This window comes from Variovorax sp. Varisp36, assembly GCF_047304235.1.
Lineage (GTDB): Bacteria > Pseudomonadota > Gammaproteobacteria > Burkholderiales > Burkholderiaceae_C > Variovorax.
Map to the genome: position 1 here is coordinate 106,140 of NZ_JBGLYU010000008.1, position 13,812 is coordinate 119,951.

A 13,812-nucleotide genomic window follows, 5' to 3' on the forward strand; every position below is an offset into this window, starting at 1 on the left:
CATGCCGTCGCTGCACTACGAAGTGCATGGGCCGGCCGATGCGGCGGCCACCGTGCTGCTGTCGTCCGGCCTCGGTGGCTCGGCGGGCTTCTGGCAGCCGCAGCTCGGCGCACTGGTCGCCGCCGGGCACCGCGTCATCGCATACGACCAGCGCGGTACGGGCCGCAGCCCCGCTGCGCTGCCCGATGCGTATGCCATCGAACACATGGCGCAGGACGTGCTCGACATCCTCGATGCCACGAAGACTTCGCAATGCCACTTCGCGGGCCACGCGCTCGGCGGCCTGGTGGGCCTGCAGCTCGCGCTGGATGCGCCCTCGCGCATCGCGAGTCTCGTGCTCATCAATGCATGGTCCCGGCCCAATCCGCATTCGGCGCGCTGCTTCGACGCGCGGCTCGCTCTGCTCGGCGCCTGCGGCCCGCGCGCATACGTGGAAGCACAACCGATCTTCCTGTACCCGGCTGCCTGGTGCGCCGAACACGCGCAGCGCGTCGCCGACGAAGTCGACCACGCCTTCGCGCATTTCCCCGGCGAAGCCAACATGCGCGCGCGCGTCGCCGCGCTGCGGGCCTTCGACATCGACGCGCGCCTCGCCGACATCGCCGCCCCTGCATTGGTCGCCGCAGCCAAGGACGACGCGCTCGTGCCCTGGACCTGCTCGCAGCGCCTGGCCGATGGCCTGCGCGACGTCACGCTCGACTTCATGCCGCACGGCGGCCATGCTCACAGCGTGACCGAGGCCGAAGCCTTCAACCGCAGCCTGCTCGACTTTCTTTCCCGGGTCAGCGCACCCGCCATTCCCGCATGACCCAAACGCTTTCCACCACTCTCGACGACGCCGCGCTGTCGCTGCTTTTCACCGGCGCGCGCAGCCACAACGGCTGGACCGGCGAACCGGTCACCGATGCACAACTGCAGCAGATCTACGCGCTCGCAAGCCTCGGCCCGACCTCTGCCAACTGCTCGCCTGCCCGCTTCGTGTTCGTGCGCACGCCTGAAGGCAAACAGCGCCTCGCACCGGCGCTCTCCAAGGGCAACCTCGACAAGACAATGGCCGCACCCGTCACGGTCATCGCCGCATGGGACCGCAGGTTCTACGACAAGCTGCCCACGCTGTTCCCGCATGCCGACGCGCGCAGCTGGTTCACCGGCAGCCCCGAGGCCGCGCACGAGACCGCCTTCCGCAATGCCAGCCTGCAGGCGGGCTACCTGCTGCTCGCTGCGCGCGCGGTCGGCCTCGACGCCGGGCCGATGTCGGGCTTCGACAAGGCGAAGGTCGATGCCGCCTTCTTCGAGGGCACCGACTGGACCACCAACTTCCTCATCAACCTGGGCCACGGCGATGCGTCGAAGGTGTTCGGCCGCCTGCCGCGGCTGCCCTTCGACGAGGCCTGTGTGCTGGCCTGAAAGAGTCACGACATGCTGAACGCCATGGCCTCCCACCCTGCAGCATCGAACCCACCCGGCCTGCCTACGGGCCTGCCGAAGGCCGACTACCGCAATGCAATGGCGCGCCTGGGCGCCGCGGTGAACATCATCACCACCGACGGCCCCGCAGGCCGCGCCGGCTTCACGGCCTCGGCCGTGTGCAGCGTGACCGACGAACCGCCGACGCTGCTGGTGTGCCTGAACCGCTCGGCCTCGGTGTATCCGGCGTTCAAGGCCAACGGCGTGCTGTGCGTGAACGTGCTGGCCGCGGGGCACCAGTCGCTCTCCGCGCTGTTCGGCGGCAAGACGCCGATGGACGAACGCTTCGCCGCCGGCAACTGGAGCCACAAGACCACGGGTTCGCCGATGCTCGACGACGCGGCCGTGTCCTTCGACTGCCGCGTGGTGCATTCAACGAGCGCGGGCACGCATGACGTGCTGTTCTGCGAAGCGGTGGCGATTGCCATCGGTGGCGCGGCGCAGGGGCTGATCTACTTCGACAGGAGCTATCACGAGATCGCTGCGCCGCCGCAGCACTGATCCCTCTTGCCCCCTTTCCCCTCGGGGAGAGGGAGCAAGATTCAGCGGGGCGCAACGCCTTGCAGCACGATGCGCTGAACGCTCTCCACGGTCTGCTCGAAGAACGCCGCATCGTCCAGCGTGTGGCCCGTCAGCGCCTGCACCTGCACGCCGAAGTCCGCGTAGTGCTGCGTCACCGCCCACAGCGCGAAAATCAGGTGATGCGGGTCGACCGGCGCCAGCTTGCCGGCCTCGATCCATGCGCGAATCACTTCCGATTTTTTCTCCACCAGCGTGCGCAGCTCACGGTCGAGTTCATCGCGCAGCAGCGGCGCGCCCTGGATCATTTCAAGGCAGAACAACCGCGACGCATCGGGCCGGTCGCGCGACACCACCAGCTTGCGGCGGATGTAGCCGCCGATGGCCTCGCCCGGGTCCTGCTCGGCGCTGAAGCCGCGCAGCGGTTCGAGCCACAGCGCCAGCAGGTCGCGCAGCACATTGACGTAAAGCTCTTCCTTGTTCGCGAAGTAATAGAGCAGGTTGCTCTTCGACACATCGGCGCGCGCCGCCACCTGGTCGATCGACGTGCCGTGCAGGCCGAAGCGCGAGAACAACCCCAGCGCCGCGCCAAGGATCGCACTGCGCTTGTCCTCGATCTGGCGCAGCCGGCGGTTCACCGCGGACGCGCTGCGCACCGCGGGCTTGGCGCGCTTGCGCACCGGGCTCTCTTTGCTGGCGCTTGCGGCCAGCGCTTTGGTCTTCGGCATCTTCCCTCGCTCTTGTTCATGAATCGGCAGACGGCGCACCACTGTAAGGCCACGGTGCATCGCCTTGCGCCGAAGTTGCCTTCGCGGCGCAAGGTTGCGCACCATGCTGACGCGACGGATGCGTTTTGTCCATTTGGTCCAACTGGCACAGACGTTGCATGGCGAAAGGCATGCCAAGCATGAGGAACCTGCCATGACCCTGCTGTCCGTCCCCATCATCGATCTCGCGCCCTACTTCGCCGGCACTGCCGAAGGCAAGGCCGAGGTCGCGAAGAAGGTCGATGCGGCCTGCCGCAGCATCGGCTTCCTGGTCATCACCAACCACGGCATTTCGCCCGAGCTGATCTCGCGCGTGTCGTCGCTCTCGCGCAGGTTCTTCGACATGCCGCTGGGCGAGAAGCGCAAGGTCGATCGCCCGCGCGAAGACGCGGTGCGCGGCTACAGCGCAGTGGGCGAGGAAGGCCTTTCGTACAGCCTCGAAGAAGCGGCGCCGGGCGACCTGAAGGAATCGTTCTCCATCGGCCCGTCGAACGTGCCGAACGACGACTACCACCGCGGTCCCGCCGCCGGACCGCACTTCGAGCCCAACAGCTGGCCGCCCATCGAAGGTTTCCGCGAAGCCTATGAAGGCTACTTCGAGGCGATGAGCGATCTTTCGCGCTCGCTGATGCGCGTCTTCGCGCTCGGCCTGTCGCTGCCCGAGACCTTCTTCGACGACAAGATCGACAGGCACATCAGCATGTTCCGCGTGCTGAGCTATCCGCCCCAGCGCGAACAGCCGCTGCCCGGCCAGCTGCGTGCGGGCGCGCACAGCGACTACGGCAGCCTCACCATCGTGCTGCCCGACGACAAGGGCCTGCAGGTTTTCAACAAAGCCGGCCAGTGGGTCGACGTGCCGCAGGTCGAAGGCGGCCTGGTGGTCAACATCGCCGACCTCATGATGCAGTGGACCAACGACCAATGGGTGTCCACGCTGCACCGCGTGATCAATCCACCGTTCGAGGTGGCGAGCACCAATCGCCGGCAGTCGCTGGTGTTCTTCCATCAGCCCAACTACGACGCGATGGTCGAGTGCCTGCCGAGCTGCCTCGCGCCGGGCGAAGAGGCGAAGTACGCGCCCATCTCCTCGGGCGACCACCTCACATCGAAGTTCGTCAAGCAGACGACCTTCGGCGGCACCAAAGTGACGGCCTGAACGCATGGCCCACCTGTCTTACGTCAACGTCTTCGCGAAGGACGTGGTCGCACTCAGCGGCTTCTACCAGCGCGTGTTCGGCTTCGCCGAGATCGAGGCGATCCGCTCGCCGATCTTCCGCGGGCTGGACACCGGCAAGTCGAGCCTGGGCTTCAACGCGCTCGATGCCTACGAACTGCTGCACCTCGCCGAGTTCTCCGACACGCGCGGCATCAAGTTCCTGCTGAACATCGACGTCGACAGCCAAGCCGACGTCGACCGCATGGTGCCCGTTGCGCTCGAAGCGGGTGCCACGCTCGTCAAGCCGCCGTACGTCACCTACTACAACTGGTACCAGTCGGTGCTGCTGGACCCCGAGGGCAATGTGTTCCGCATCAACTTCATGATGTGACGCGCACTGCCCGTTTTCGATTTTCTCGTCCCTCCCTTTCTTCAAAGCCCCTCACCAAAGGTAGTTCCATGCAGCAGCTGCGCACCCTCACTCCCGGCCTGGGCCTCGCGATGACCATCGCGGCCGGCGGCGCGTTCTTCACCACGCTGCCCGCCGCGGCCGCCGATGGCTTCACGCTGAAGGACAAGCCGAAGATCGCGATGCTCTACTTCGGCCCGAAGAACGACGGCGGCTGGACGCAGGCCTTCGACGAAGCCCGAGCGAAGGTCGAGAAGGAAATCGGCCAGAAGATCCAGTTCGTCGAGAACGTGCCGGAAGACGCCTCGGCCATCAAGCCCGCGGCCGAGAAGTTCATCCAGCGCGGCGCCAACATCGTGATCGGCACGGCCTTCGGCTACTCCGACAGCTTCAAGGACCTGGCAGCCAAGTACCCCGACGTGGCCTTCCTCAACGGCTCGGGCACCACCAACGGCAGCAACCTCGAATCCTTCTACGGCCGCACCTACGAGAGCCAGTATCTCTGCGGCATGGCGGCCGGCGCGGCGTCGAAGACCGGCAAGCTCGGCTTCGTCGCGGCCAATCCCTTCGGCGTGGTGAACTGGACCATCAACGCCTTCGCTCTCGGCGCGCAGAAGATGAACCCGAACGCCACGGTCAACGTGATCTACACCGGCGCCTGGAACGACCCGGTGAAGGAGCGCGCCGCCGCCGCCGCGCTGATCGACCAGGGCGCCGACGTGATCGGCCAGCACGTCGACAGCCCCACGCCGCAGATCGTCGCGCAGGAACGCGGCGTGTACGGCACCGGCCACCACCGCGACCTGCGCCAGTTCGCGCCCAAGGCCACGCTGTGCTCGTCGGTGTGGGTGTGGGACCGCTTCCTGACACCCGAACTGAAGAAGGTGATGGCGGGTGGATGGAAGCCTTCGCCATACGGAGCCTTCATCGAGATGAAGGACGGCGGCACCGACATTGCGGGGTTTGGCCCCGCGGTGCCCAAGGACAAGGCCACGCTCATCACCGCCGAGCGCGACGCGATCATGAAGGGCAAGCAGGTCTACGCCGGCCCGCTCGCCGACCGCGACGGCAAGGAGCGCGTGGCCAAGGGCGCGGTGCTGTCCGATGCGGACCTGTGGAAGATGGACTGGTTCGTCAAGGGCGTGGTCACGCAGAAGTAAGCAAGCAAGGCCTCCGGAACCTCATGCCCAATGCGCTCGAACTCACCGGCATCCGCAAGTCCTTCGACGGCTTCGCGGCACTGACCGACGCTCACTTTGCCGCGCGCTGGGGCGAGGTGCATGCACTGCTGGGCGAGAACGGCGCGGGCAAGTCTTCGCTGATGAACATCGCGGCCGGGCTCTATGCGCCCGAGGCCGGGCAACTGCTGGTGGACGACAACGCGGTGCGCTTCGCCGGTCCGCGCGACGCTGCGAAGCACCGTATCGGCATGGTTCACCAGCATTTCAAGCTGGTGCGGCCTTTCACGGTGGCGCAGAACATCCTGCTCACGGCACCGCCGCCGGCCGAGTTTCAAAGCCATGGCGAGCGGCTTCGCGAGATCGAGCGCGACATCCGCAACAAGGCCTCGGAGCTGGGCTTCGACATCGATCCGTCGAAGCGCATCGATGCGCTTTCGATTGCCGAACAGCAGCGCGTCGAGATCCTCAAGGTGCTGCTCGCGGGCGCACGCATCCTGATCCTCGACGAGCCCACGGCCGTGCTGACCGACCAGGAGGCCTCGCGCCTGCTGCAAACGGTACGAGGGCTGGCGCGCGCCGGGGCGGCCGTGGTGCTGGTCACGCACAAGATGGCCGACGTGAAGACGTATGCCGACCGCGTGACGGTGATGCGCGGCGGGCGCACGGTGGCCACGCTGCGGCCCAACGAAGCCTCTGTTGCCGAGCTGGTGAAGCTCACGGTGGGTGAGTCGATTGCAATGCAAGGCTTCCAGGCCTCGACCATATCGCGTGGCCCGGTGCGCTTGTCCGTGCGCGGACTGCGCACGCCGGCCTCGCCCGAAGGCCGGCGCGTGCTCGACGGCGTGGATCTCGAACTGCACGCCGGTGAAATCTACGGCCTCGCCGGTGTCGGCGGCAACGGACAGGGCGAGCTGGCGGGCGCGATCATGGGCCTGCCGGGCGAAGCCACCGAAGGCGAGATCCGGCTCGAAGGCCATGGCGACCTGAAGACCATGGCCGCATCCGCGCGCCGCGGCATCGGCATTGCCGCCATTCCGGCCGACCGCTACGGGCTCGCGCTCGCGGGCGGCCTCTCGGTGGCCGAGAACTACGCCATCGGCCGCGTGCACACCGGCCGCTACGGCCCCGTGTGGCGCCTGCGCCGCAACCGCATCCAGAGCGACACGCAGGAAGCCGTGCGCGCCTTCGACGTGCAGGGTGTGCGCTCGGTCGCGCAGAAGGCCGCGCTGCTGTCGGGCGGCAATGCGCAGAAGCTCGTGCTGGCGCGCGAGTTCGGCAAGTCGCCCACGCTGGTGCTCGCGCACAGCCCGAGCCGCGGGCTCGACGTGCGCGCCAGCGCCGAGGTGCATGCGCGGCTTCGCGCCGCGCGCGACAGCGGCGCGGCGGTGCTGCTCATCAGCGAGGACCTCGACGAGGTGCTGCAGCTGGCCGACCGCGTGGGCGTGATGGCGCGCGGTCGCATCGCCGGCGAATTCGCGCAGCCCGCCGACCGGCAAGCCATCGGACAGGCGATGGTGGACCATGGCTGAAGCAGCGTTGGCAGCCGACATGGCACATCCTCCCAAGACCCCGCCGCTCGCCGGCCGCCGCTACGCGCTCGAAATCCGCCAGCACATGGCCTGGCGCTGGCAGGCGCTGATCCTCGCGGCCGCCCTGCTCGTGGGCTTCGCCATCTCCGCCGCGATCCTCGTGGCGGCGGGCGTACCAGCCGACGAACTCGCGAACGAGTTCGTCATGCAGACCTTCTTCGACGGCCAGAACTTCCGCGCCGTGCTGTTCCAGGCCGCGCCGATGATCCTCGTCGGCCTCGCGGGCTGCGTCGCCTTCCGCGCGCGCTTCTGGAACCTGGGGCTCGAAGGCCAGATGATCTGGGGCGCCATCGGCGCGACCACCATCTCGATGTGGCAGATCGGCCCCGAAAACCTGCGCCTGCCGCTGATGTTCGCGGCTGCCATCGGCTGCGGCCTGCTGTGGGTGCTGGGGCCTTCGTGGCTCAAGCTGAAGCTCGGCGTGAACGAGATCATCTCGACGCTGATGCTCAACTACATGGCGGCCAACTTCCTGCTGCATCTGGTCTATGGCAGCTGGAAGGACCCGAAGGACAACTTCCCCTACTCGCCGCAGTTCCGCGCCTTCGAGCGGCTGCCCGAGCTGGGCGCCGGCGTGGGCAGCTCGATCCTGCTCGCGGGCGTGGTCGCGCTGCTGGCGTGGTGGCTGGCGAGCGTGAGCCGCGTGGGGCTGTATCTGCGCTTCGTCGATGCCAACCCGCGCGTGGCGCATGCCAACGGCGTACCGGTGCGGCGCACTATTTATGGCGCGGTGCTGCTGTCGGGCGCGATGGCCGGGCTCGCGGGCTTCGCGGTGGTCGCGGGGCAAGAGGGCCGGCTCACGCAGGCCTTCTACCAGGGCTATGGCTTCTCGGGCATCCTCATTGCCTTCCTCGCGCGCAACAACCCGCTTGCGGCCACGGTGGTGGCGCTGCTGGTGGCGGCGCTGTTCGTCACCGGCCGCAGCCTGCAGGTGTTCTACCAGGTGCCGTTCTCCATGGTGCAGCTGATCCAGGCGGTCATCGTGGTGTGCGTGGCGTCGAGCGACTTCTTCATTCGCCACCGGCTGCGCCGGGTGGGCGGGGAGGCCGCAGCATGAGCGTCAGCATCGTTCTCAACTGGCTCGCGAGCACGCCGGACTTCGCCGTGCCGTATGCGCTGGCCGCACTGGGCCTGATCATCAGCGAGCGCGCGGGCGTGCTCTCGCTCGGCGCCGAAGGGCTGATGCTGGTCGGCGCGCTGGCCGGCATCGGCGCGCAGATCGCCATCGGGCAGCCGGCGGTGTCGCTGGTGCTCGCGATGCTGGCGGCCGGCATGGTGTCGGTGCTGTTCGCGGTGATGGTGATCTGGTTGCGCGTGAACCAGGTGATTGCCGGGCTCGCGCTGGTGTTCTTCTGCCAGGGGCTCACGGCGTTGGTGGGCTCGATGGCCGACTGGACCAACCACGCGACCGAAGGCATCGGCGCGATGGGCCTGTGGCCGCTGTCGATGCTGCCGGGTGTGGGCAAGCTCTTCGAGCAGAACGCGATGGTGTGGCTCACGCTGCCGATCTTCGGCGCGGTGGCGTGGTTCTTCGCACGCACCACCACCGGCCTGCGGCTGCGCGCCGTGGGCGAGAACCCGCAGGCGGCGGACGCGGCCGGCATTCGCGTGACGGCATGGCGCTTCGCTGCCGTGCTCGCAGGCTCGGCCCTCGTGGGGCTGGCGGGCGCGTACATCTCGGTGGTCAGCACCAAGCTGTGGATCGCGGGCATGACGGGTGGGCGCGGCTGGATCGCGGTGGGCCTGGTGATTTTCGCGCGCTGGTCGCCGTGGAAGGCGCTGGCGGGCGCCGTGCTGTTCGGCTGCATCGAAGCGCTGATTCCGCAGCTGGCCGCGGCCGGCGTGCAACTGCCGCAGTACTTCGTGATGATGACGCCGTATGCGGTGACGCTCGGCGTGATGGTGTGGGTCGCTCTCTCGCGGCGCGGCGCCGATGAAGAGCCCGGTGCGCTGGGTCAACCCTATGTGAGAGAAGAACGGCGATGAAGGCCTGGGTCTACAACGAGGAGCGCGAACTCGACGCGGCGCAGTTCGCCGACTACCTGAACCCCGCGACCACGGCAGTCGTCTCCATCGACATGCACCGCGGCCACCTCGACGACAGCCCCGACTGCCCCTGCCCCGCGCCCCGGGCGCGCGACGTGGTGGCGCCCATCGACAGCTTTCATGACGAGGTGCGCGCGCTGGGCGTGCGCATCGTGCACATCAAGTCGGTGCTGCGCCCCGATGGCGTGGACGACATCCGCGGCATTCCGTCAGCGTGGCGGCGCACCTTTCCGCTGCACGTGGGCGAGATTCCGAACGCCGATGCGCACGCCATCGAAGGCTCGAAGTGGACCGAGTGGGTCACGCGCGTCGAGCCCGGCGACATGCGCGTGGACAGCAAGCGCCGGCTGTCGGCGTTCTACCCGACCGACCTCGACTTTCTGCTGCGCAACCAGCGCATCGAGACGGTGGTGCTCAACGGCGGCTTCACCGACTGCTGCGTGCTCAACACGGCCTTCGACGCCAACAACCACAACTACCGCGTGATCGTGCTGCGCGACCTCGTGCGCGGCACCGACCCGCATCTGGAAGGCGCGGCGCTGGCGATGGTGTCGCTGCACCTCGGGCTGGTGGTCGATTCGGCCCAGCTGCTACGCCAATGGCGCGGCTGAAGCGGCAGGACTGAGCCAGCGCTCGGCCACCGCCAGCATGTCGCCCTGCGCGGCCTGCCACACCATCTCGGGCGCGGCCACGTGCACGCCCGGCGGCGCGATGCGCAGCGCCACGTCGACCAGCTCCGCCACCTTCGACGCGCGCACCGGCTGCTCGCTGCTCGGCACCATGAAGCGCACGACGGACAGCATCCATGCGGCCAGCCGCTCGAGGGGATTGGCGAACTTCGCGTTCGCCGGCTTGCGCGCCGAGCGCAGGAGGATCACGCGCTCGAAGCCGCAGGCCACCACCGCCTGCTCGTCGAGGCTCGCGAGTCCGCGCTTGAGCGCCTCGGGCAGCCGGCCCTGGTCGTGCGGCTGCACGATGGCCAGCGTCTGCACGCCGCTGGCGCGCAGCCAGCGCGCCAGCGCGGGCAGGTCCGAGGGCTCGGGCACCCACAGCGCGCGTTCGCGGTCGTGGTACAGCCGCGGCGGGTCGAAGGCGACGATGGCCGTGTGGGCGGAGGTGAGCGGCCATTGCGCGATCGGCTCGGCCGGGCTCAGGCAGGTCTCGACGCCGCGCAGCCCGTCGCGGATCGGCTCGCGCGCCAGCACGCGCGTGTGGGCATGGCGGTGGCTGCCCGCGAGCCGGCGCAGCAGTTCCGCCCCCAATGCGCCAGTCGCACCGGCGACCAGCAGGGTGCCGAAGGCGTCGGAAGCAACGGGCAATACCGCACGGTTGGCGGCCTGCAGGGCGTGGAGGGGATCGAGGGACATCGAGCCACCTATGCTACCTTCCGCATCTTCTGCGGAGGTAATGCAAATGATGATGAAGCGCTGGCTATTGATCCTTGCGGCTGTCGTGTCCCTGAGCGGCTGCGGCTACAACCAGTTCCAGTCCCTCGACGAGGCCAGCAAGTCGGCCTGGAGCGAGGTCCTCAACCAGTACCAGCGGCGCGCCGACCTCGTGCCCAACATCGTGGCCACCGTGAAGGGCGAGGCCAGCTTCGAACAGGACACGCTCACCAAGGTGATCGAGGCGCGCGCCAAGGCCACCTCGATCCAGGTCTCGCCCGAGACGCTCAACAACCCCGAGGCCTTCAACAAGTTCCAGCAGGCGCAGGGCGAGCTCTCGTCGGCGCTGTCGCGGCTGATGGTGGTGGCGGAACGCTACCCCGAGCTCAAGGCCAACCAGGCCTTCCGCGACCTGCGCGTGACGCTCGAAGGCACCGAGAACCGCATCACCGTGGCGCGCAACCGCTACATCGAGAGCGTGCAGGAGTACAACGTGCTCGCACGCAGCTTCCCGACCAACATCACGGCCAAGATCTTCAGCTACGCGCCGAAGCCGAACTTCTCGGTGCAGAACGAGGCGCAGATTTCCACGCCGCCGACGGTCGACTTCAGCACGCCGAAAAAGTAACTCCCCCAGTCTTCGTGCACTTCGTGTCACTGCGCCTCCCCCCTCGCCGGGGGCAACGCCGGCGGCCCGGCAAAGCCGGTTCCGCGGTGTTTCTGGAATGGGGCGCGCGCCTCCTGGCGGCACTCATGCTGCTGACGATGGGCGGCGCATTCGCGCAAGGCCTGCTGCCGGTGCCCGCACTCACCGCGCGCGTGATTGACCAGACCGGCACGCTCGATGCCGCGCAGCGCAACGGCCTCGACACCAAGCTCGCGGCCTTCGAGCAGCGCAAGGGCTCGCAGATCGTGGTGCTGATGGTGCCGACCACCGCGCCCGAGGACATCGCCAGCTACACACAGCGCGTGGGCGACGCCTGGAAGATCGGCCGCAAGGACGTCGGCGACGGCCTGCTGGTGGTCGTGGCCAAGGACGACCGCAAGATGCGCATCGCCACCGCCAAGGCGCTCGAAGGCGCGGTGCCCGACCTTGCGGCCGTGCGCATCATCGACGAGGAGATGAAGCCGCGCTTTCGCGGCAACGACTTCGCGGGCGGGCTGAACGCGGCGGTGGACCGGCTCATCGGGCTGGTCGACGGCGAGCCGCTGCCCGAGCCCTCGCGCGACACGGGCAGCCACGGCGGCGGAGGCGGCGGTGGCTTCGACTGGGAGAACCTCGCGATCTTCCTGTTCGTCGGCGTCTTCATCGGCGCGCCGATCGCGCGCGCCATCCTCGGCAAGAAGCTGGGCACGGTGGTCGTGGGGGGCGGCGTCGGCGTGGTCGTGTTCTTCATCACCACCAGCATCGCCATCGCGGTGATCGCGGCGCTTGTCGCGCTCATCGTCTCGCTGGTCGCAGGTGCCGGGCGGATGGGCGGCGGCGGTGCGTCGGGGGACTGGTGAACACGATGACGGCAACCGACGCAACCTTCTTCTCGAAGCTCGGCCGCATCTGGCGCCACCGCTGGATCGACGAGTCCGAGGTTCGCCGCGCGCTGCCCGCAGCCGCGCTGGAGCGCCTCGCAGGCCGCGTCGCCGCGAGCGAGCGGCGCCACAGCGGCGAGATCCGCATCTGCGTCGAGGCCGGCCTGCCGATGTCGTACCTGTGGCGCCATGCACCGCCGCGCGAGCGCGCCGTCACGCTGTTCGGCAAGCTGCGCGTGTGGGACACCGCGCACAACAACGGCGTGCTGATCTACCTGCTGCTGGCCGAGCACGCGATCGAGATCGTGGCGGACCGCGGCATCAACGCGCGCGTCGATGATGCCGAATGGGCCGCGATGGCGCAGCGCATGGGCGCGGCCTTCCGCGAGGGCCGCTTCGAGGACGGGCTCACGCAGGCGCTGGAAGAAATCTCGGCCCTGCTGGTGCAGCACTTTCCGCTGGGCGAGAACGAAATCGACGTGAACGAACTGCCGGACGAGCCGGTGGTGCTCTGACTTTCTCTTTCTTTCTCCCTCCCCCGCTGGGGGAAGGAGCCCAAATCATTCCTGCTCGGGCAGCGCCCACACCGCGTCGCCACCCACTGCATGAAAGCGCCGCCCCGGCGCCTGCTCCATCAGCCACCCGCCCGTGAACTCGCCGAAAGCCGGCAGCACCGCCTGCTGCGCATCGCTCACGAAACACGGCAGCCGCACGCTGTCGCGCCCCGGGCCGTGGAGCCTGCAAACGGGGTGCAGGTGCCCCGCGAGCACGAAGTGCGTGGCATGCGTCTGCGGATGGTGGCAGCAGGCGAACGGCCCGAGCAGAAAGGGCTCGTCGACCACGTCGATGCCGAGCGCATCCGGCGGATCGCCCGCACGGCCGTCGTGGTTGCCGCGCACCAGCGTCATCGCGATGCCGGCATGGCGCGCCCTCCAGGCCTCCACCGCGGCGAGCACCGTGCGCGCCTGCGCCGCATGCAGGAAGTCGCCGAGGAATACGATGCGGTGCGGGGCCAGCCGGGCCATCAACGCATCGAGCCGCGCAAGGTTTTCCTGCGTCGTGCCGCCCGGCACCGGCTGGCCGAGCGCGCGGTAGGCCGCGGCCTTGCCCAGGTGCAGGTCGGCCACGAACAGCACGCGCGCATCGGGCCACCACAGCGCCCGCTCGGGCAAGAGCTGCAGCAGCTCGCCCGCCCAGCGGAGCGGGAACGGCGATGGGAAAGAATCGGAATGGCTCACGGGCTGGAAGTGTCGCAAAAGACGCAGGTTCGCGCGGCCGCCTTGCAATCGGCCCTGGCCGTCCCCAGTTCCTGCACATGACCGAATCGCCCCCGCTGCACATCGTCTGTCCGCACTGCCACACGACCAACCGCGTGCGCGCGGCGCAGCTGGACAGCGCGCCCGACTGCGGCAGCTGCCACCGCCCGCTGTTCGCCGGCCATTCCACCGCGCTGCCGGACGAAGCCACCTTCGACCGCCACATCGCGCGCAACGAGATCCCGGTGCTGGTCGACTTCTGGGCGCCCTGGTGCGGCCCCTGCCGCCAGATGGCGCCGGGCTACGAACAGGCCGCGGCCCAGCTGGAACCACGGGTGCGGCTCGCCAAGGTCGACACCGAGGCCGTGCCTGCCCTGGGTGCGCGCTTCAATATCCGAAGCATCCCGACGCTGGTGCTGTTCCGCGGCGGCCGCGAGGTGGCGCGGCAGGCCGGCGCAATGGGCGCGGCGGACATCGTGCGGTGGGTGAAGGCGCACGGCGCGGGCTGAC

The 13,812-nt window shown here is 68.6% G+C and carries 17 protein-coding genes; 14 read left to right on the forward strand and 3 right to left on the reverse strand.

The genetic code is table 11. The features are described from left to right. Position 1: 1 nt before the first annotated feature. From rutD to rutF, 3 genes are read left to right on the forward strand one after another with little or no spacing between them, the layout of a single operon-like run. Positions 2 to 808 carry a pyrimidine utilization protein D gene (gene rutD / locus ACCD11_RS07520; RefSeq protein ID WP_413313300.1) on the forward strand — a complete coding sequence of 269 codons (807 nt, stop codon included), beginning with the start codon at positions 2 to 4 and terminating at the stop codon, positions 806 to 808. Further along, positions 805 to 1,407 (forward strand): malonic semialdehyde reductase, encoded by a 603-nt coding sequence (locus ACCD11_RS07525; protein WP_007837396.1) that lies wholly within the window; start codon positions 805 to 807, stop codon positions 1,405 to 1,407. The genes rutD and ACCD11_RS07525 overlap by 4 nt, the downstream gene beginning before the upstream one ends. Before the next feature lie 12 nt (positions 1,408 to 1,419). Then, positions 1,420 to 1,968 carry an NADH-dependent FMN reductase RutF gene (rutF, locus tag ACCD11_RS07530; protein WP_413313302.1) on the forward strand — a complete coding sequence of 183 codons (549 nt, stop codon included), beginning with the start codon at positions 1,420 to 1,422 and terminating at the stop codon, positions 1,966 to 1,968. Between the two features lie 41 nt (positions 1,969 to 2,009). Here rutF and rutR read toward each other — a convergent pair whose 3' ends face one another. After that, on the reverse strand, positions 2,010 to 2,714 hold the full coding sequence (rutR, locus tag ACCD11_RS07535) for an HTH-type transcriptional regulator RutR (protein ID WP_413313304.1): 705 nt from the start codon (positions 2,712 to 2,714) through the stop codon (positions 2,010 to 2,012). A gap of 193 nt (positions 2,715 to 2,907) precedes the next feature. Between rutR and ACCD11_RS07540 the strand changes: the two genes are divergently transcribed. The 7 genes from ACCD11_RS07540 to ACCD11_RS07570 all read left to right on the forward strand — a co-directional run bounded on the left by ACCD11_RS07540 (position 2,908) and on the right by ACCD11_RS07570 (position 9,745). Further along, on the forward strand, positions 2,908 to 3,909 hold the full coding sequence (locus tag ACCD11_RS07540) for an isopenicillin N synthase family dioxygenase (protein WP_007838509.1): 1,002 nt from the start codon (positions 2,908 to 2,910) through the stop codon (positions 3,907 to 3,909). Between the two features lie 4 nt (positions 3,910 to 3,913). Further along, positions 3,914 to 4,300: a VOC family protein gene (locus tag ACCD11_RS07545; protein WP_007838503.1), complete on the forward strand. Its 387-nt coding sequence runs from the start codon at positions 3,914 to 3,916 to the stop codon at positions 4,298 to 4,300. A 68-nt stretch (positions 4,301 to 4,368) separates the two neighbouring features. Continuing rightward, entirely contained in the window at positions 4,369 to 5,478 is a 1,110-nt protein-coding gene (locus tag ACCD11_RS07550) for a BMP family ABC transporter substrate-binding protein (RefSeq protein WP_413313306.1), read from the forward strand. A 23-nt stretch (positions 5,479 to 5,501) separates the two neighbouring features. Next, complete coding sequence (locus ACCD11_RS07555; RefSeq protein ID WP_413313308.1) at positions 5,502 to 7,028, forward strand: ABC transporter ATP-binding protein; 1,527 nt, start codon at positions 5,502 to 5,504, stop codon at positions 7,026 to 7,028. Next, entirely contained in the window at positions 7,021 to 8,145 is a 1,125-nt protein-coding gene (locus ACCD11_RS07560; RefSeq protein ID WP_413313310.1) for an ABC transporter permease, read from the forward strand. Before ACCD11_RS07555 ends, ACCD11_RS07560 begins: the two co-directional genes overlap by 8 nt. Beyond that, the gene (locus ACCD11_RS07565; RefSeq protein ID WP_007838494.1) at positions 8,142 to 9,074 is read left to right on the forward strand and encodes an ABC transporter permease; all 933 of its coding nucleotides are present in this window, start codon (positions 8,142 to 8,144) and stop codon (positions 9,072 to 9,074) included. The genes ACCD11_RS07560 and ACCD11_RS07565 overlap by 4 nt, the downstream gene beginning before the upstream one ends. Then, positions 9,071 to 9,745 carry a cysteine hydrolase family protein gene (locus ACCD11_RS07570; RefSeq protein ID WP_007838492.1) on the forward strand — a complete coding sequence of 225 codons (675 nt, stop codon included), beginning with the start codon at positions 9,071 to 9,073 and terminating at the stop codon, positions 9,743 to 9,745. Before ACCD11_RS07565 ends, ACCD11_RS07570 begins: the two co-directional genes overlap by 4 nt. On the opposite strand, the gene ACCD11_RS07575 is transcribed toward ACCD11_RS07570, so the two are convergent. Then, positions 9,725 to 10,501, reverse strand: a complete 777-nt coding sequence (locus tag ACCD11_RS07575; RefSeq protein ID WP_007838490.1) for a hypothetical protein — start codon at positions 10,499 to 10,501, stop codon at positions 9,725 to 9,727. The genes ACCD11_RS07570 and ACCD11_RS07575 overlap by 21 nt on opposite strands. A 46-nt stretch (positions 10,502 to 10,547) precedes the next feature. Here ACCD11_RS07575 and ACCD11_RS07580 point away from each other — a divergent pair, with 46 nt between their 5' ends. The 3 genes from ACCD11_RS07580 (at position 10,548) to ACCD11_RS07590 (ending at position 12,561) form a co-directional block, all read left to right on the forward strand. Further along, positions 10,548 to 11,147: a LemA family protein gene (locus ACCD11_RS07580; protein ID WP_007838488.1), complete on the forward strand. Its 600-nt coding sequence runs from the start codon at positions 10,548 to 10,550 to the stop codon at positions 11,145 to 11,147. An 86-nt stretch (positions 11,148 to 11,233) separates the two neighbouring features. After that, positions 11,234 to 12,025, forward strand: coding sequence for a TPM domain-containing protein (locus ACCD11_RS07585; protein WP_413313313.1), 792 nt, complete (start codon positions 11,234 to 11,236; stop codon positions 12,023 to 12,025). 5 nt (positions 12,026 to 12,030) lie between these two features. Beyond that, complete coding sequence (locus ACCD11_RS07590; RefSeq protein WP_007830225.1) at positions 12,031 to 12,561, forward strand: TPM domain-containing protein; 531 nt, start codon at positions 12,031 to 12,033, stop codon at positions 12,559 to 12,561. Positions 12,562 to 12,606: 45 nt separating this feature from the next. On the opposite strand, the gene pdeM is transcribed toward ACCD11_RS07590, so the two are convergent. Further along, positions 12,607 to 13,284, reverse strand: coding sequence for a ligase-associated DNA damage response endonuclease PdeM (gene pdeM / locus ACCD11_RS07595; RefSeq protein WP_413313315.1), 678 nt, complete (start codon positions 13,282 to 13,284; stop codon positions 12,607 to 12,609). Positions 13,285 to 13,361: 77 nt separating this feature from the next. On the opposite strand from pdeM, the gene trxC reads away from it, so the two are divergent. Further along, positions 13,362 to 13,811 (forward strand): thioredoxin TrxC, encoded by a 450-nt coding sequence (trxC, locus tag ACCD11_RS07600; RefSeq protein WP_413313317.1) that lies wholly within the window; start codon positions 13,362 to 13,364, stop codon positions 13,809 to 13,811. Position 13,812: the final 1 nt, after the last annotated feature.

What these genes read in the sequence shown, in the direction of transcription:
- rutD (WP_413313300.1), top strand. Translation starts at nt 2, where the DNA reads ATGCCGTCGCTGCACTACGAAGTGCATGGGCCGGCCGATGCGGCGGCC.
- ACCD11_RS07525 (WP_007837396.1), top strand. Translation starts at nt 805, where the DNA reads ATGACCCAAACGCTTTCCACCACTCTCGACGACGCCGCGCTGTCGCTG.
- rutF (WP_413313302.1), top strand. Translation starts at nt 1,420, where the DNA reads ATGCTGAACGCCATGGCCTCCCACCCTGCAGCATCGAACCCACCCGGC.
- rutR (WP_413313304.1), bottom strand. Translation starts at nt 2,714, where the DNA reads ATGCCGAAGACCAAAGCGCTGGCCGCAAGCGCCAGCAAAGAGAGCCCG.
- ACCD11_RS07540 (WP_007838509.1), top strand. Translation starts at nt 2,908, where the DNA reads ATGACCCTGCTGTCCGTCCCCATCATCGATCTCGCGCCCTACTTCGCC.
- ACCD11_RS07545 (WP_007838503.1), top strand. Translation starts at nt 3,914, where the DNA reads ATGGCCCACCTGTCTTACGTCAACGTCTTCGCGAAGGACGTGGTCGCA.
- ACCD11_RS07550 (WP_413313306.1), top strand. Translation starts at nt 4,369, where the DNA reads ATGCAGCAGCTGCGCACCCTCACTCCCGGCCTGGGCCTCGCGATGACC.
- ACCD11_RS07555 (WP_413313308.1), top strand. Translation starts at nt 5,502, where the DNA reads ATGCCCAATGCGCTCGAACTCACCGGCATCCGCAAGTCCTTCGACGGC.
- ACCD11_RS07560 (WP_413313310.1), top strand. Translation starts at nt 7,021, where the DNA reads ATGGCTGAAGCAGCGTTGGCAGCCGACATGGCACATCCTCCCAAGACC.
- ACCD11_RS07565 (WP_007838494.1), top strand. Translation starts at nt 8,142, where the DNA reads ATGAGCGTCAGCATCGTTCTCAACTGGCTCGCGAGCACGCCGGACTTC.
- ACCD11_RS07570 (WP_007838492.1), top strand. Translation starts at nt 9,071, where the DNA reads ATGAAGGCCTGGGTCTACAACGAGGAGCGCGAACTCGACGCGGCGCAG.
- ACCD11_RS07575 (WP_007838490.1), bottom strand. Translation starts at nt 10,501, where the DNA reads ATGTCCCTCGATCCCCTCCACGCCCTGCAGGCCGCCAACCGTGCGGTA.
- ACCD11_RS07580 (WP_007838488.1), top strand. Translation starts at nt 10,548, where the DNA reads ATGATGATGAAGCGCTGGCTATTGATCCTTGCGGCTGTCGTGTCCCTG.
- ACCD11_RS07590 (WP_007830225.1), top strand. Translation starts at nt 12,031, where the DNA reads ATGACGGCAACCGACGCAACCTTCTTCTCGAAGCTCGGCCGCATCTGG.
- trxC (WP_413313317.1), top strand. Translation starts at nt 13,362, where the DNA reads ATGACCGAATCGCCCCCGCTGCACATCGTCTGTCCGCACTGCCACACG.